The organism is Microterricola viridarii, assembly GCF_001542775.1.
Lineage (GTDB): Bacteria > Actinomycetota > Actinomycetes > Actinomycetales > Microbacteriaceae > Microterricola > Microterricola viridarii_A.
The window spans coordinates 261,432-277,117 of record NZ_CP014145.1; the positions used below are offsets into that span (position 1 = coordinate 261,432).

At 68.1% G+C, this 15,686-nt stretch carries 15 protein-coding genes and 1 pseudogene; 11 read left to right on the top strand and 5 right to left on the bottom strand.

Annotated features, from left to right (window positions below):
- Window position 1 precedes the first annotated feature (1 nt).
- The 5 genes and pseudogenes from tsaE (at window position 2) to AWU67_RS01225 (ending at window position 3,505) form a co-directional block, all read left to right on the top strand.
- A pseudogene (gene tsaE / locus AWU67_RS01205) lies at window positions 2-468 on the top strand (tRNA (adenosine(37)-N6)-threonylcarbamoyltransferase complex ATPase subunit type 1 TsaE).
- Window positions 469-477: 9 nt separating this feature from the next.
- On the top strand, window positions 478-1,134 hold the full coding sequence (gene tsaB, locus AWU67_RS01210; protein WP_067225694.1) for a tRNA (adenosine(37)-N6)-threonylcarbamoyltransferase complex dimerization subunit type 1 TsaB: 657 nt from the start codon (window positions 478-480) through the stop codon (window positions 1,132-1,134).
- Window positions 1,131-1,685, top strand: a complete 555-nt coding sequence (gene rimI / locus AWU67_RS01215; RefSeq protein ID WP_234407311.1) for a ribosomal protein S18-alanine N-acetyltransferase — start codon at window positions 1,131-1,133, stop codon at window positions 1,683-1,685. Before tsaB ends, rimI begins: the two co-directional genes overlap by 4 nt.
- A 5-nt stretch (window positions 1,686-1,690) precedes the next feature.
- The gene (gene tsaD, locus AWU67_RS01220; protein WP_067231856.1) at window positions 1,691-2,764 is read left to right on the top strand and encodes a tRNA (adenosine(37)-N6)-threonylcarbamoyltransferase complex transferase subunit TsaD; all 1,074 of its coding nucleotides are present in this window, start codon (window positions 1,691-1,693) and stop codon (window positions 2,762-2,764) included.
- 171 nt (window positions 2,765-2,935) lie between these two features.
- Window positions 2,936-3,505: a DUF4190 domain-containing protein gene (locus AWU67_RS01225; RefSeq protein WP_067225696.1), complete on the top strand. Its 570-nt coding sequence runs from the start codon at window positions 2,936-2,938 to the stop codon at window positions 3,503-3,505.
- Between the two features lie 54 nt (window positions 3,506-3,559).
- On the opposite strand, the gene AWU67_RS01230 is transcribed toward AWU67_RS01225, so the two are convergent.
- Entirely contained in the window at window positions 3,560-4,762 is a 1,203-nt protein-coding gene (locus AWU67_RS01230) for a class I SAM-dependent methyltransferase (protein ID WP_067225698.1), read from the bottom strand.
- Window positions 4,763-4,981: 219 nt separating this feature from the next.
- On the opposite strand from AWU67_RS01230, the gene groES reads away from it, so the two are divergent.
- The 4 genes from groES to AWU67_RS01250 all read left to right on the top strand — a co-directional run bounded on the left by groES (window position 4,982) and on the right by AWU67_RS01250 (window position 8,890).
- Window positions 4,982-5,278 (top strand): co-chaperone GroES, encoded by a 297-nt coding sequence (groES, locus tag AWU67_RS01235; RefSeq protein ID WP_047405484.1) that lies wholly within the window; start codon window positions 4,982-4,984, stop codon window positions 5,276-5,278.
- A 182-nt stretch (window positions 5,279-5,460) separates the two neighbouring features.
- Window positions 5,461-6,384 carry an EamA family transporter RarD gene (gene rarD, locus AWU67_RS01240; RefSeq protein ID WP_067225700.1) on the top strand — a complete coding sequence of 308 codons (924 nt, stop codon included), beginning with the start codon at window positions 5,461-5,463 and terminating at the stop codon, window positions 6,382-6,384.
- 181 nt (window positions 6,385-6,565) lie between these two features.
- Window positions 6,566-7,882, top strand: coding sequence for an ABC transporter substrate-binding protein (locus tag AWU67_RS01245; RefSeq protein WP_067225702.1), 1,317 nt, complete (start codon window positions 6,566-6,568; stop codon window positions 7,880-7,882).
- 138 nt (window positions 7,883-8,020) lie between these two features.
- Entirely contained in the window at window positions 8,021-8,890 is an 870-nt protein-coding gene (locus tag AWU67_RS01250; protein ID WP_067225703.1) for a MerR family transcriptional regulator, read from the top strand.
- A 107-nt stretch (window positions 8,891-8,997) separates the two neighbouring features.
- Here the strand turns inward: AWU67_RS01250 and AWU67_RS01255 are convergent, their stop codons facing one another.
- Genes AWU67_RS01255 through AWU67_RS01270 form a run of 4 tightly spaced genes read right to left on the bottom strand, consistent with a single transcriptional unit; the run spans window position 8,998 to window position 12,914 of the window.
- Window positions 8,998-9,780 carry an ABC transporter ATP-binding protein gene (locus AWU67_RS01255; RefSeq protein WP_067225706.1) on the bottom strand — a complete coding sequence of 261 codons (783 nt, stop codon included), beginning with the start codon at window positions 9,778-9,780 and terminating at the stop codon, window positions 8,998-9,000.
- Window positions 9,767-10,681, bottom strand: a complete 915-nt coding sequence (locus tag AWU67_RS01260; RefSeq protein WP_067225707.1) for an ABC transporter ATP-binding protein — start codon at window positions 10,679-10,681, stop codon at window positions 9,767-9,769. The genes AWU67_RS01255 and AWU67_RS01260 overlap by 14 nt, the downstream gene beginning before the upstream one ends.
- Complete coding sequence (locus AWU67_RS01265; protein ID WP_067231859.1) at window positions 10,671-11,651, bottom strand: branched-chain amino acid ABC transporter permease; 981 nt, start codon at window positions 11,649-11,651, stop codon at window positions 10,671-10,673. The genes AWU67_RS01260 and AWU67_RS01265 overlap by 11 nt, the downstream gene beginning before the upstream one ends.
- A 15-nt stretch (window positions 11,652-11,666) precedes the next feature.
- Window positions 11,667-12,914, bottom strand: coding sequence for a branched-chain amino acid ABC transporter permease (locus AWU67_RS01270; protein WP_067225709.1), 1,248 nt, complete (start codon window positions 12,912-12,914; stop codon window positions 11,667-11,669).
- Between the two features lie 318 nt (window positions 12,915-13,232).
- On the opposite strand from AWU67_RS01270, the gene guaB reads away from it, so the two are divergent.
- Together guaB and AWU67_RS01280 are read left to right on the top strand one after the other, a co-directional pair.
- Complete coding sequence (gene guaB, locus AWU67_RS01275; RefSeq protein ID WP_067225711.1) at window positions 13,233-14,735, top strand: IMP dehydrogenase; 1,503 nt, start codon at window positions 13,233-13,235, stop codon at window positions 14,733-14,735.
- 196 nt (window positions 14,736-14,931) lie between these two features.
- The gene (locus tag AWU67_RS01280; protein WP_067225713.1) at window positions 14,932-15,681 is read left to right on the top strand and encodes an SDR family NAD(P)-dependent oxidoreductase; all 750 of its coding nucleotides are present in this window, start codon (window positions 14,932-14,934) and stop codon (window positions 15,679-15,681) included.
- Window positions 15,682-15,686 lie beyond the last annotated feature (5 nt).

Genomic DNA, 15,686 nt, shown 5'->3' on the forward strand with positions numbered 1-15,686 from the left:
GATGCACGAATTCGGCATCGCCCTCGCGGCCGAGTTGGGGGCGGGCGACCTGCTCGTGCTGGACGGGCCGCTCGGCGCGGGCAAGACCACGTTCACCCGGGGCCTCGGCGAGGGCCTAGGCATCCGCGGCACCGTCACCAGCCCGACCTTCGTGCTGGCGCGCACCCACCCGAGCGTCGTCGGAGGGCCCGCGCTGGTGCACGTCGACGCCTACCGGCTGGGCGATCCGATGGAGCTTGACGACCTCGACATCGATTACGCGCACTCCGTCGTGGTCGTGGAGTGGGGCGCCGGGATGCTCGACGGCGTGAGCGAGTCCTGGCTGGAGCTGCGGTTGCAGCGGCCGATGGGAGCGGGGATGCCGAGGAAGGCGACCCCGAGCAGGACGGCGACGAGCCGCGCACCGTGACCATCACCGGTTTCGGCCCGCGCTGGGCGGACACCGAGTACGCAGGTGCCAGCGCCTAAACTGGGGGGATGCTTCTCGCGATCGACACCTCCGCCGGAACAAGCGTCGCCATCGTCGACCGTGACCGCGGGGTCATCGCGGAACGCGGTGTGGCCGACACCATGCGCCACGCCGAGGTCATCGGCGGGATGATCGAGGCGGTGCTCGCCGAATCCGGGGTCGCACGCAGCGCGCTCTCCGGCGTCGTCGCCGGGATGGGGCCCGGCCCTTTCACCGGGCTGCGCGTCGGCATCGCCGCCGCCCGCACCTTCGCGCTCGCACTCGGCCGGCCCCTGGTTCCGGTCGTCAGCCACGACGCCGTCGCCTTCGCCCACTTCGGCGGCGCCACGGGCTCGGCACGCACCGCCCCGCTGCTCGTGGTCACCGATGCCCGCCGCCGCGAGGTGTACTGGAGCGCCTACTCCGGCGTCGACGAGCTCGGCCTGCCGGTGCGGCTGGACGGCCCGGGCCTGGCCAAGCCCGACGCCCTGCCCGCAGAGGTCGAAGCCAGGGTCTTCGACGCACCCTTCGAGCGTCTGGACGCCACCGAGATCTCCGCCGGCGCCCTCGGCATGGTCGCCGAGTTGACCTTCGCGGCGCGCCGCCCCTTCGCCGCCGACGAGCCGCTCTACCTGCGCTCGCCCGACGTGACCCCGTCCAACGGCCCCAAGCGGGTCACCCGGTGACCTGGCAGCTGCGCCGGGCCGGCCCGGCCGATGTGCCCGCGATCATGGCGATCGAGAACGCGATGTTTCCGACCGACGCCTGGTCCACGGATGCCATGGCCCGCGACGTCGCCGACCCGCACTGCTACTACCTAGTGGCGTTCCCACCCGACGCCCCGGAGTCGATCGAGGCCTATGCCGGGCTGCTGTCTCCGCGCGGGGCGCCGGAGGCCGACATCCAGACCATCGCGGTGACGACCGCCGCGCAGGGCCGCGGCCTCGGCCGAGTGCTCATGCTGCGCCTCATCGACGAGGCCAGGGCCCGTGGCGCCCGTGAGGTGTTCCTCGAGGTGCGCGCAGACAACCCCGGTGCCATCCACCTGTACACGTCGCTCGGCTTCGAGGAGCTCGGAGTGCGCCGCGGCTACTACAAGCCCGACAACGTCGACGCCATCGTGATGCGGCTCGCGATCCCCGCGCCGCAGGCCGGCCTGGCTGGCACCACCGATCACACCGGCACCACCGACAACACTGGCACCACCGACCCCACCCCGCTGGAGACCCACTCGTGAGCAGCATGCTGAACCGCACCGACCCCCTCGTGCTCGGCATCGAGACCAGCTGTGACGAGACCGGCATCGGCATCGTGCGCGGCACGACACTGCTGGCCAACGTCATCGCGTCCTCGATGGACGAGCACGCCCGCTACGGCGGCGTCGTGCCGGAGGTGGCCGCGCGAGCCCACCTTGAGGAGATGAGCCCGGCGATCACCGCCGCGCTGGACGAGGCCGGCATCCGCCTCGACGAGATCGACGCCGTCGCCGTGACCAGCGGCCCCGGCCTGGCCGGCGCGCTGATGGTGGGCGTCGGCGCCGCGAAGGCGCTGGCCATCGCGCTGGACAAGCCGATCTACGCCGTGAATCACCTGGTCGGCCACGTCGGCGCCGATGTGCTCGCCACCGGGCAGGACGGGGCCTCCGAGCCGCTGCAGTACCCGACGATCGCGCTGCTGGTCTCGGGCGGGCACACCTCGCTGCTGCTGGTGCGCGACCTGACCGGTGACGTCGAACTGCTCGGCGAAACCATCGATGACGCAGCGGGGGAGGCCTTCGACAAGGTCGCCCGTGTGCTCGGCCTGCCCTACCCGGGTGGGCCGCACATCGACCGTCTCGCGGCTCAGGGCAACCCGAAGGCGATCCGGTTCCCGCGCGGGCTCACCCTGCCGAAAGACATGGCCAAGCACCGCTACGACTTCAGCTTCTCTGGTTTGAAGACCGCCGTCGCGCGCTGGGTTGAGAAGGCACAGGATGCCGGCGAAGAGGTGCCCGTCGCCGACGTCGCGGCGAGTTTCCGCGAGGCCGTCGTTGACGTGCTGCTCGGCAAAGCGATCGCGGCCTGCGCCGACCACGGCGTGCCCCGACTGCTGCTCGGTGGTGGCGTCGTGGCAAACGCGCGGGTGCGCGAGCTCGCGGCGGAACGGTGCGCCGCGGCCGGGATCGAACTGCGCATTCCCCCGCTCAGCCTCTGCACCGACAACGGCGCGATGATCGCCGCCCTCGGGGCGCAGCTGATCATGGCGGGCAATGAGCCGAGCTCGCTGGACTTCGGTGCCGACTCCACTCTGCCCGTGACCGACATCCAGGTGCACTGAGCTCCAGGGCCACAGAAGTTCCCCGCCGGCCGAGCCCCGGGCGAGCAGGATGCGCCGCGCACTGGCTGGGAACTCTGCGGGACGGGAATCTTCGGCGATAGGCTTGCTAGTGCATCGTCAGGTGCGGTTGGATACCGAGGGCCGCGCTGCGCGATGCGAGCAAGTGCCACGGTGACCGTGAGGCTGCACAAGGCCCGCACCGCTGACCAGAAGGGCTCCACCATGACCGACCAGAACCAGCCCCCAGTCCCGCCGAACGAGCCGACACCGCCCGTGAACCCGGACTTCACCGCCCCCGAAGCTCCCGCTGCCCCGCCGGTCCCGCCTGCCCCGAACTACGGTGCGCCCCAGGCCCCGCCTGCCCCGCCGTATGGCGCCCCCGCGGTGCCCCCGGCCCCGCAGTACGCCGCCCCGGCAGCGCCGCAGTACGGTGCACCGCAGTACGGCGCTCCCGCCAACTACGGCCAGCCGGGCGGCGCACCGAAGACGAACACGTTCGCGATCGTGTCGCTGGTGGCATCCGTCGTCGGATTCTTCACCGGTATCACGTTCCTGGTCGGCATCATCTTCGGCCACATCGCGCTCAGCCAGATCAAGAAGTCCGGCGAGAACGGCCGCGGCATGGCGATCGCCGGCCTCGTCATCGGCTACATCGGTCTGGTCCTCGGCATCATCCTCACGATCGCGTTGATCGCGATCTTTACGACGGTTGCCGTGAACAGCCCGGGGTACTCCTACTAAGAGCCTCACGGCGTCGATACCGCACGCACTCTGGCGTGCGGTATCGCGGCGGGCTCAGACGCGCTCGACCAGCAGAGTGACGTGTTTGCCCGCGGCGCGGGTCAGCACGATCGTGGCCGAGCCGCTGCCCTTCAGCTTCAGCCGGGTGCGCAGGCTGGCCGGGTCGACGTCGATGCCGCGCTTCTTGATCTCCAGCGTGCCGATGCCCCGGGTCGCCAGCGCCGCCTTGAGCTTCTTCTCGTCGTTCGGCAGCTGCTCGAGCACGCGGAAGCACGTCGCGAACGGGGTCTCAGTCGCGGTATCCGCGGTCAGGTAGGCGATGCCGTCGCTCAGCATCCTCGCGTCGAGGGAGCGGGCCAGGTCGCCGATCAGGCGGGCCCGGATGACGGCCCCGTCCGGCTCGTACAGGTAGGCGCCGAGCGCGCCGACCTCTGCGTCGGCGCTGTCCGCCTCCGCGGTGAGCTCGTGGCTGCCGGCCCTGCCGAGAAGCAGCGCACTGCGCCGCACGCCGGGGCGGGCCAGCGCGCCGAACCACAGCCCCATCTCGACGAGGGCGCCGTCGACAGACACCCACTGCGCCTCGGCGTCGGTCGGGATCAGCTCACGGTCGAATCCGGGTCCGAGCTTCACGCCGGTCGGCATCCGCTGGCCGAGGCCGAAGGCGAAGTCCAACGACGGCGTGTAGTCCTCAGGCCGGGTCAGCCGGGAGGTGTTGGCATGCCCGGCGCTGCGCCGGGCCGGGTCCAGGTAAACGCCGTCGGCCGGACCGTCGGCCAAGCCGTCGAGGTCGACCTCCTCTGCCCTGGCGTGCAGCACGGTGGCCCGGGGGAACGGCGCCAGGTTGAAGGAGGCCAGCGTGGCCGTCACCTCGTCGGCGTCCGCGGCGGTCACCCGCAACTCGAGGGCGGCCATGGCAAGGGCGTCGCCGCCGATGCCGCAGCCGAGGTCGGCCACATGCTGCACCCCGGCGCCGGCGAAGCGGCCGGCGTGCAGGGCGGCGACCCTCAGCCGGGTCGCCTGCTCGAGGCCGGCCTCAGTGAAAAGCATGGTGCGGGCGAACTCGCCGAATTTGCCGGCCGCCTTGGCGCGGAGCTTCGCCTGGCTGAGCACTGCGGCGACGAGCTCCGGCGGGTGCCCCTCCTTGCGGAGCGCGGCGACGGTGCGCACGACATCCGCGGAGGAATCCCATTCCGGCAGCGAGTCGAGCAGCCGCAGCCCCTCGGGGGAGAGGAGGGCGACGAGCTCACTGCGTTCCATATGGCCACGCTAACACCGCAGCGGGCACGCGAATTCTGTGGCGGCCCGCCGAGCCCGGCATCCGCCGTCGTCGGCTGCACGCTGTTGGCGAACGCGCACGATTCCAGCGCAATTGTCTGGCACTCACGTTGCACGAGTGCCAGCCAAGCCCTAAACTCGACTTAGCACTCTCGGTGTGAGTGTGCTAATTCCTTAGTCTTTTCTAGAAAGAGGTCAACCGTGTCGGTCAGCATCAAGCCGCTCGAGGATCGCATTGTCATCAAGCAGGTTGAGGCAGAGCAGGTCACTGCCTCTGGCCTCGTCATCCCTGACACCGCCAAGGAGAAGCCCCAGGAGGGCGAGGTTGTGGCTGTGGGCCCCGGCCGCATCGACGACAACGGCAACCGCGTCCCGCTCGACGTTGCTGTCGGCGACAAGGTGCTCTACTCCAAGTACGGTGGAACCGAAGTGAAGTTCGGCGGCGAGGACTTCCTCGTGCTGTCGGCTCGCGACGTGCTCGCGGTGGTCGTGCGCTAAGCACCTCCCTCGCTGAATACCAGCGTTTCCCGAAAGACCCGGATGGCCTCGTGCCGTCCGGGTCTTTCGTCGTCGGGGCCCCGTGCACTCGGGTACGTGAGGGTCGCAGTGTGCACTGTATGCAGGCGTAGACTTCCGAGGTGCCAGCTCCCCACGAATCGCCGTCCGCCTCGACCGCGTCGGTGTCGGATGTCGCCAGCGGCAATGGCCGCGCCGGCCTGATCTACGCCGCATCCGCCTATCTTCTGTGGGGCTTCCTCCCGCTCTACTTCATCGCCCTGGCGCCGAGCGGGGCCTTCGAGGTCGTCGCCTGGCGCATCGTGTTCTCGCTTGTCTTCTGTGCGGTGCTGCTCGCCGTCACCCGCCGTTATCGGCCGTTCCTCGCCCTGCTCAAGCGGCCCCGGATCTCGCTCACCATGGCGCTCGCCGGTGCGCTGATCTACATCAACTGGCAGACCTACGTCTACAGCGCGCTGAGCGGCCAGGTCGTCGAGGCCGCACTGGGCTACTTCATCAACCCGATCGTCACCGTGTTCCTCGGCGTCTTCTTCCTGCGTGAGAAGCTGCGCCCGGCACAGTGGACGGCCGTCGGGATCAGTCTGGTGGCTGTGCTGGTGCTGGCGATCAGCGCCGGCAGCGTGCCCTGGATCGCCCTCACGCTGGCCTTCTCGTTCGGGTTCTACGGTTTCATCAAGAAGCGGGTCGGCCACGCCGTGGACGCAGTGGCGGGGCTCAGCATGGAGACGCTCTGGCTGCTGCCCGTTGCCGTCATCCAGCTCATCATCGTCGGCCTGACGACGGGCATCACGTTCGGCACCGTCAGCCCGGTGCACTCGCTGCTGCTCGTGGGCCTCGGAGTCATCACCGCCATCCCGCTGCTGTTCTTCGCCGCGGCCTCCCGGCGCCTGCCTTTGGTGGTCTTGGGCTTCATTCAGTACTTCGCGCCCGTCATCCAGTTCCTCGTCGGCGTGCTGATCTTGCACGAGACGATGTCGGACGCGCGCTGGATCGGCTTCTCGCTGGTCTGGTTGGCGCTCATCATCCTGATGGTCGATGGCATGGTCAGCACGCGCGCCACGCGCCGCAGCGTTCCCGAACTGGTCTGAACCGCCGCAGGCAGAGGCGCCTGCTCGCTCATTCCGGCACGCCCGGCAGATGTAACGATTTGACACCGCGCGCAACGATGTGGCCACAAAAACCTTGTATCGGTGCGCGACGGCCAATACTGTGACTCAACGGCAGTCGCTGAGGCTGCCTCAACAGTGTTCAATCGAGCCAAGGAGCACCATGAGTGTAATAGTGAAGGCCTCGGTCTCACGCTCTGTCCGGGCCATGCTGAGCGGGGTCGCCATCGTCGGCGTCAGCGCACTGGTGCTCACCGGATGCAGCAGCGGAGCCAGCCCCGAATCCTCCGCATCGCCCGGGGGGTCAGAGACTCCCAGCGCAGATGCCGGCGAGGCGCTGCCCATCAAGGCAGGTGACCGCGACCTCACTCTGAAGGTGGGGCAGCTGGTTCCGCAGAGCGGCTCACTCGCGTTCCTCGGCCCGCCCCAGATCGCTGCCGCGAAGCTCGCCGTCGATGACATCAATGCCGCCAACCTCGGCATCAAGCTCGACCTGATCGTGCGCGACGAGGGTGACACCACCGTCGACGTCGCAACGGGATCGGTCACCGACCTGCTCTCGCAGGGCGTTTCCGCGATCTCCGGCGCTGCGGCATCCGCCCAGACCCGCAACGTCTACGGGCAGGTCACCAGCGCCGGCGTCGTGCTGATGTCGCCGTCCAACACGGGCCTCGACCTTAGCAACATCGCCGACAACGGCCTGTACTGGCGTACGGCGCCGTCTGACGTGCTGCAGGGCGAGGTGCTCGGCAACCTCATCGCAGAGGACGGCAACAGCACCCTCGGCATCATCTACCAGAACGACGCGTATGGCACCGGCCTCGCTGACACCACGAAGAAGAACTTCGAGGCCAGCGGTGGCAAGGTTGTCGCCGAGTCGAGCTTCAACACGGGTGACACCAACTTCACGACGCAGATCAGCGACGTGACGGCTCAGAACCCGGATGCGATCGCCCTGATCACCTTCGACCAGAGCAAGATCATCATCCCCGAGCTGGTCGGTGGCGGTTTCCCCGGCGACAAGCTGTACCTGGTGGACGGCAACCTCGTCGACTACAGCGCCGACTTCGCGGCCGGTCTCATCACGGGGGCCAAGGGCACCAAGCCCGGCCTCGACCTCACCAAGCTCGGTGACTTCACCGACCGCCTGCTGACGGTTGACCCGACGCTGACCGACTTCACCTACGCGCCCGAGTCGTACGACAACATCGTGCTCTTCGCGCTGGCGGCCTATGCGGCCGACGACACGACGGGTAAGTCGATCGCCGACTACCTCCGCCAGATCTCTGGCGGCACGGGCGACGGCACGAAGGTGACCACCTTCGAGGAGGGCGTCGCCCTGCTCAAGGATGGCAAGCAGATCGACTACGACGGCTACTCCGGCCCGATCACCTTCGATGCGAACGGCGACCCGACCCAGGCGACGATCGGCATCTACCAGTACGACGCAAGCAACATGCCGTCGAAGCGACTCAACTAGTCCTCACCGACGACTCCTAGCAGGCGGAGGGCCCCGGCTTCGGCCGGGGCCCTCCGTGCTGTGTTGTGCGGGCGGCGCCGGGTATCGTGCACAGGTCCTTGACTCTCACACGGTGTGAGGGCAGATCGTGGAGACATCATGTACACCATCGGAGAATTCGCATCGATCGGTCGGGTGTCTGTGCGCATGCTCAGGCACTACGACGAGATCGGCCTGCTCGTGCCCGCCCGCGTGGACCCCTTCTCTGGCTACCGTTCCTACTCCGGCGCCCAGTTCGCCGAGCTCGGCCGTCTGGTCGCGGTGAAGGAGTTGGGCTTCAAGCTGGAGGATGTCGCCGCGATCGTGCACGGCACTGTCAGCGACGACGGCTATCGGGCGCTGCTCGTGGAGCGCCGTGCCGAGCTGGCACGGCAGATCGAGCTCGACATCGCACGACTGGGCCGGATCGAGGCGCGTCTCCGCACATCAGAAGGAGGAACAACCATGTCTGGAGCATCACAGGCGAACCAGGATGCCGGCCGCGCGGCCGTGGAACTACGCGCGCTGCCCGCCGTTCGCGTCGCGCTGGCGACCGCCGTTGCCCCCGGCTTCGGCCCCGAGAACATCAGCCCCGTCATCGGCCCGCTGTTTGACCGGCTACGCACCGCGCTCACCGCGGCGGGCAGCCCGCCGCGCGGTGAAGCGTTCGCGAGCTACGAGGCGATCGAGGACGCCCCGGACGGCGAGAGCGTCCGCGCCAGCGCCGCGTTCGCCGTGGACGGCGACGTCGCCGACGCCGACGCCGACGGCTTCAGCGTGCAGCAGCTGCCCGCGGTCGAGCTGGCCGCCACGCTCGTGCACTACGGCGAGATGGCACGGATCGGCGACACCTGGCAGGCCCTGGACGAGTGGATCGACGCCAACGGCTACGAGCTCGCCGGGGTGTGCCGTGAGCGCTACGTCGTCGCGCAGCCCGAGCCGGAGCAGAACTGGGTGACGGAGCTGCAGCAGCCCGTCGTGCGGCGCTAGACAGCACAACTCGCTGCGGTATCCGCCCGCGCCCGCTCAGCGCCACGGGATGCGCCCTGCGCCACATGATGTGGCGCAGGGCGCAGAAGGTGGGGGCAGGGCCCGCGCTACTCGTCGTCCTGGCCGAGGGTGCCGAGGTAGAGGCCGATCACCTTGGGGTCGTTCAGCAGCTCGCGGCCGGTGCCGGTGTAGGCGTCCTTGCCGTGGTCGAGCACGTAGCCGCGGTCGCAGATCTGCAGGCAGCGGCGGGCGTTCTGCTCGACCATGATCGTGGTGACGCCTGCCTTGTTGATCTCTTTGACCCGGAGGAAGGCCTCGTCCTGGCGCACGGGGGAGAGGCCGGCGCTCGGCTCGTCGAGCAGCAGCACGTGCGGGCCCATCATCAGCGCGCGCGACATGGCCACCATCTGGCGCTCGCCGCCGGAGAGCGAGCCGGCGCGCTGCCCGAGCCGCTTGCCCAGCTCCGGGAAGATCGCCGTGACAAACTCCAACCGCTCTGCCAGCCCCTTCGGCTTCTGGTAGATCCCCATCTCGAGGTTCTCCTGGATGGTCAGCGTCGGGAAGACGTTGTTCGTCTGCGGCACGAATCCGACGCCCTTGCCGACCAACTTGTTGGCCTTGAGGTTCGTGATCTCCTCGCCGTGCAGATAGATGCCGCCCTCGCGCACCTTGACCAGGCCGAAGATCGCTTTGAGCAGCGTGGACTTGCCCGCTCCGTTCGGCCCGATGATGCCGATCAGCTCGCCCTGGCGGGCGCTGAGGGAGCAGTCCGTGAGGATGTTGATGCCGGGCAGGTATCCGGCCGTCACGCCGCGCACGTCGACGACGAGCTCGCGGGTGTCGGGTTCCGGCTGCCCCGCCGGGATGGTGCCAGGGCTACTGTTCGTCATCGAGGAGCTCCTTAATGGCTTCGACGTGGCCGCTGTCGCTGCTGCCGAGGTCGCTGTCGTGGTGTTGGCCCAGATAGGCGTCGATCACGGCCGGGTTCTGCATCACCGTCTTCGGGTCGCCCTCTGCCACGACGCGGCCCTCTGCCATCACGATCACCCAGTCGGCGATGTGCCGCACCATGTGCATGTCGTGTTCGACGAAGAGCACCGTCATCCCCTGCTCCTTGAGACCGAGGATGTGGTCGAGCAGAGACTGGGTGAGCGCCGGGTTCACACCGGCCATCGGCTCATCGAGCATCACCAGGGTCGGGTCGCTCATCAGGGCCCTGGCCATCTCGAGCAGTTTGCGCTGGCCGCCGGAAAGGCTGGCGGCGTAGTCGGTCCGCTTCTCGTCGAGCTTGAACCGGGTGAGCAGCTCGAGCGCCTTCGCCTCAATCTGCTGATCCTGTTTGCGCCAGAGGAACGGGAACAGTGCGCGGAACATGTACTCGCCGATCTGGCCGGTCGCACCGAGCTTCATGTTGTCCATCACGCTGAGCAAGGCGAGCGATTTGGTGAGCTGGAAGGTGCGGATCAGTCCCATGCGCGCCACCCGGAAGGCGGGGACGTGCGCGAGCGGCTTGTCGTTGAACGTCCAGCTGCCGGCATCCGGCTTGTCAAAACCGGTGAGCAGGTTGAAGAACGTCGTCTTACCGGCCCCGTTCGGACCAATCAGCGCCGTGATCGCACCGCGCGGGATCTCGACGTGCTCGACGTCGACGGCGGTGAGGCCGCCGAAGGTGCGCCGCACGCCGTCCGCGATGAGGATGGGGTCGTTCTTGCGGCACCCGGGAACCGCGTCGCCGATGTGCAGGTCAACCGACTTGACCGGCCGGGAGCTGGGGGTCGAGTTACTTGACAAAAGCCAGCTCCTTCTTGTTGCCGAGCAGGCCCTGCGGCCTGAATATGACGATCAACATGATGGCGACGCCGACCAGGATGAAGCGCAGCTGGCCGCCCTGCACCTGGGAGATCGGCAGCCAGCCGGCGTCAACGGCGCGGGCGACGAAACCGGAGAAGAACGAGAGCAGCACCCAGAACAGCATCGACCCGACGATGGGTCCGAGGATCGTCGCGGCCCCGCCGAGCAGCAGGATCGCGTAGATGAAGAAGGTGAGCGACGTCGCATAGTGGGCGGGGATCACCGCGCGCGGCATGATGAAGATCATGCCGGCGAGGGTGCCGAACACACCACCGAGGATGAGGCTCTGCATCTTGTAGGAGTACACGTTCTTGCCGAGAGCGCGCACAGCATCCTCGTCTTCACGGATGCCCTTGAGCACGCGGCCCCACGGGCTGCGCATGAGCAGCCAGGTGAACACGCAGGCGAGCGCCACGACGCTCCACGCGGCGATGATCACCCACCAGTCATCGGCCGTGTGCTGCCACGGTCCGAAGCCGGCTATGCCCTCGAAGTGCAGTGGGTTCAGCGCGCGGAAGCTGTCCTTGTACTCGCTGAGCCCATTGGCCGAGCCGGTCACGGCGACGAACGTGTTCGTGGTGAACAGCAACCGCACGATCTCGGCCGCCGCGATCGTGACGATGGCGAGGTAGTCGGCTCGCAGTCGCAGCGTCGGCACACCCAGGATCAGCGCGAACACCACGGACGCCCCGATGCCGACCAGCACTGCTCCCCAGACCGGGAAGCCGAAGGTGAGGATTGAGATGGCGTAGCCGTAGGCACCGAGCGCCATGAACCCGGCCTGTCCGAAGTTCAGCAGGCCGGTGTAGCCGAAGTGGATGGCCAGGCCGAGCGCGGCCAGCGCGTAGGCGGCCGTGGTCGGGCTGATCAGCTCGACCGCCGCATTAGAGAAGATGAGTCCCCAGTCGATCATTGCGAGGCCCTCCTAGCCGATTCTCTCTTTGCGGCCCAGGATTCCCTGTGGCCGAATCAACAACACGACGATGAGCACGACGAGTGCCCCGACATACTTCATGTCCGGCGGGATCACGAGCGTGGACAGCTCGACGAACAGGCCGACGATGATCGAGCCGACGAGGGCTCCGAACGCGGTGCCGAGACCGCCGAGCACCACGGCCGCGAACACGAGCAGCAGGATCTGGAAGCCCATGTCCCAGCTGACCCCGGGGCGGAAGTACGCCCACAGGATGCCGCTCAGGCCGGCGAGGGTCGAGCCGAGCACCCAGACGATGCGGATGACGTGGTCGACGTCGATGCCGCTCGCCGAGGCCAGGCTCGGGTTGTCGGAGACGGCGCGGGTCGCCTTGCCGATCCGGGTGCGCAGCAGGAAGTAGGCGACGCCGAGCAGCACGACGACGCTGATGCCCATGCTGGTCAGGTCGATCCACGACAGCGAGAGCGGGCCGAGCTGCAGGTCGGTCGGTGAGGCCCCTGGCAGCTGCCTGGTTGACCCGCCATAGAAGAATTGGTAGGTGTAGCGCATCGCCAGGGCGAGGCCGATGCTCACGATCATGAGCTGGATGACGCCGACCCCGCGTTTGCGCAGCGGTTTCCAGAGGCCGGCATCCAAGACCCACCCGAGAGCCGCGCTCAGGACCAGCGCGATCAGGATGGCGAGCCACACCGGCAGGGCGAGCGTCACCGAGAACGTGAGCGTCATCAGCGCGCCGAAGGTGATCAGCTCCGCGTGGGCGAAGTTGCTGAGGCCCGTCGTGCCGTAGATGAGCGAGAGGCCGATCGCGGCGAGGGCCAGCAGCAGACCGAAGTTCAGGCCATTGACCACCCTGTTGATGAGCTGGTCAAACAGCGAGACGGTCGTGCGGGTGCCCTCGCCGAGGAAGAAGTTGACCGACTTCGTCTGGGTCAGCCCGAACTCGGCCGTCAACGGGTTGCCGCCCTTGGCGACAACCACGCCCTTGGGGAGGGTGTCCTCATCCAGTTTCACCGTGTAGGTGGCCTTCTCCGGGACGCCGACCCGCCACTTGCCGTCGGCACCGGTCTTCACCTCAGTGTTGGTGCCCGGTCCCGTCACGGTGATGAGGACGGCATCGAGCGGTTTGCCGTTGAACGTCACATTCCCCGCGAGGATGAAGTCGTACTTATCCGTGTCGACGTCATCGGCGTGTGCTGCTCCGCCGGTGAACAGCGTGAGCGCGAGCGCGGTGAGGAGCATCAAGGCCAGCGCCGCTAAGCGGACGGGCGACCTTTTATGAGCGGATTCACTGGAAATCACTGCACCTCCATGGGATGCCAGCGAGCGAACTCGCGCGGCTCCGGGCCTTTTCCATCGACAACGCCGTCGACGGTAGTGCTGATTATGTCGTAACTGCCCCGTCTCGTCGCGTATTCGGCATGCGATTGTGATGTGCGGAATGCTCGCCCAGCAAACTCGCTTAACATTGATGGATACGAGAGCCACGAGTTCTCGGCAGACAACGCGTCAGGCACCCGCCGGCGCAGACCAATAATTTCCTACACGCAAAGGGGAGAGATGGATCAGGCAGATCCGTTCGGATTCACTGGACTTACCTACGACGACGTTCTGCTTCTTCCCGGTCATACGGATGTGATCCCCAGCGAGGCCGACACGACATCGCGCCTGACGCGCCGCATCAACGTGGCCACACCGTTGCTGTCAGCGGCGATGGACACCGTGACCGAGACGCGCATGGCGGTTGCCATGGCCCGCCAGGGCGGCATCGGCATCCTGCACCGCAACCTGTCGATCGCCGACCAGGCTGACATGGTCGACCGGGTGAAGCGCAGCGAGTCCGGTATGGTCTCGAACCCCGTCACGACGACGCCGGAGGCCACGGTCGCTGAGGTCGACGCCGTGTGCGCCACCTACCGGGTGAGCGGCCTGCCGGTCATCGACGCGGAGGGCAAGCTCGTCGGAATCATCTCGAACCGCGACATGCGCTTCGTCATCGACGCGGACAAGGCCACCACCACGGTCGCCGAGGTCATGACCCGGATGCCGCTGATCACCGGCCACGTCGGGATGAACCCGGACGAGGCCCTCGCGATCTTCGCGAAGCACAAGGTGGAGAAGCTGCCCCTGGTCGACGACGAGGGACACCTCACCGGCCTCATCACCGTGAAGGACTTCGACAAGTCCGAGCAGTACCCGAACGCGACCAAGGACGCCGAGGGCCGCCTGCGGGTCGGCGCAGCCATGGGCTTCTTCGGTGACGCCTGGGAGCGTGCAGAGGCTCTGCGCGACGCCGGCGTTGACGTGCTCGTCGTCGACACCGCCAACGGCGAGAGCGCCGGCGTGCTCGACATCATCCGCCGGCTCAAGGCCGACCCGAGCTTCGCCCACATTGACGTCATCGGCGGCAACGTCGCGACCCGCGAGGGCGCCCAGGCGCTCGTCGACGCGGGCGCGGACGCGGTCAAGGTCGGCGTCGGACCGGGCTCCATCTGCACCACGCGCATCGTCGCCGGTGTCGGTGTGCCCCAGGTGACGGCCGTCTACGAGGCGTCCAAGGCCACCAAGCCGGCCGGCGTGCCGTTGATCGCCGACGGCGGCCTGCAGTACTCGGGCGACATCGGCAAGGCGCTCGTCGCCGGTGCCGACACCGTCATGCTCGGCTCGCTGCTCGCCGGCACCGCCGAGAGCCCCGGCGAGCTGGTCTTCCAGAACGGCAAGCAGTTCAAGGCCTACCGCGGAATGGGCTCGCTCGGCGCGCTGCAGACCCGCGGCCAGAAGACCTCGTACTCGAAGGACCGCTACTTCCAGGCCGACGTTCCCAACGACGACAAGCTGATTCCTGAGGGCATCGAAGGCCAGGTGCCGTTCCGCGGCCCGCTCGCCGCCGTCGCGTACCAGCTCATCGGCGGACTGCGCCAGACGATGTTCTACGTCGGTGCACGCACGATCGTGGAGCTGAAGAACAAGGGCAAGTTCGTGCGGATCACGCCGGCCGGCCTCAAAGAGTCGCACCCGCACGACGTGCAGATCGTGGTCGAGGCCCCGAACTACACGCGCTAGAGGTCAGCGCGGCGCGGCGAAGCCGCGACGCGCTTCCTCTAGCAAGGCGGCAGCCGTAGCCCGCAGACGCGCCAGCGTCGAGGGCGTGCCGCGGCAGCCTCTACAGCGCAACAAATTTGCGGGATCCCAGTGGTCCGCAGAAGGCCCGTCTCCTCACCGGAGGCGGGTCTTCTGCGTTCACGGGCACAATGGATCCATGAGTCGTTCAGCCATCGTCATCACGGGAGGCACCCGCGGCATCGGCGCGGCCATCGCACGGGAGCTGGCGGCATCCGGGCACGACCTCGTGCTCGCTTACCGCAGCGATACGCCCGCCGCGGCCCTGCTGCAGGCCGAGCTGCGCTCCGGCGGCGCGCGGTGCGAGATCGTGCAGGCCGACGTGACCGTCGAGGCCGACATCGTGCGGCTCTTCGACGCGGCGCTGGAGCGCTTCGGGCGGGTAGACGGCCTCGTCAACAACGCCGGCGCCACCATGCACATCGGCTCGCTCGCCGACACCCCGGCCGAGACCGTGCGGGCGGTCATCGATCTCAACCTGACGGCGGCCGTGCTGTGCGCCAGGCAGGCGGTGCGGCTGATGTCGACCCGGTTCGGCGGGGCGGGCGGCGTGATCGTCAACATCTCGTCCGGCGCGGCGACGCTCGGCTCACCGGGCGAGTACGTGCACTACGCCGCCGCGAAGGCCGGCGTCGACGCTTTGACGCTCGGGCTGGCGAAGGAGGTCGGGCCAGAGGGCATCCGTGTTGTCGGCGTTGCGCCGGGCACGATCCGCACCGACATCCACGCGGATGCCGGTGACGCCGGCCGCCCGGAACGGGTCGCCTCCCGGGTGCCGCTCGGCCGTGCCGGCGAGGTCGAGGACGTCGCGCCGCTGGTCGGCTGGCTGTTCGGGCCGGGCGCCGGCTTCATCACGGGCACCACCATCCGGGTGGCTGGCGGATCGTAGCGGCG

Excerpts from the sequence above, each read along its gene's own strand:
- tsaB (WP_067225694.1), top strand. The coding sequence starts at position 478 with ATGCTTCTCGCGATCGACACCTCCGCCGGAACAAGCGTCGCCATCGTC.
- tsaD (WP_067231856.1), top strand. The coding sequence starts at position 1,691 with ATGCTGAACCGCACCGACCCCCTCGTGCTCGGCATCGAGACCAGCTGT.
- AWU67_RS01230 (WP_067225698.1), bottom strand. The coding sequence starts at position 4,762 with ATGGAACGCAGTGAGCTCGTCGCCCTCCTCTCCCCCGAGGGGCTGCGG.
- AWU67_RS01245 (WP_067225702.1), top strand. The coding sequence starts at position 6,566 with ATGAGTGTAATAGTGAAGGCCTCGGTCTCACGCTCTGTCCGGGCCATG.
- AWU67_RS01250 (WP_067225703.1), top strand. The coding sequence starts at position 8,021 with ATGTACACCATCGGAGAATTCGCATCGATCGGTCGGGTGTCTGTGCGC.
- AWU67_RS01255 (WP_067225706.1), bottom strand. The coding sequence starts at position 9,780 with ATGACGAACAGTAGCCCTGGCACCATCCCGGCGGGGCAGCCGGAACCC.
- AWU67_RS01270 (WP_067225709.1), bottom strand. The coding sequence starts at position 12,914 with ATGCTCCTCACCGCGCTCGCGCTCACGCTGTTCACCGGCGGAGCAGCA.
- guaB (WP_067225711.1), top strand. The coding sequence starts at position 13,233 with ATGGATCAGGCAGATCCGTTCGGATTCACTGGACTTACCTACGACGAC.
- AWU67_RS01280 (WP_067225713.1), top strand. The coding sequence starts at position 14,932 with ATGAGTCGTTCAGCCATCGTCATCACGGGAGGCACCCGCGGCATCGGC.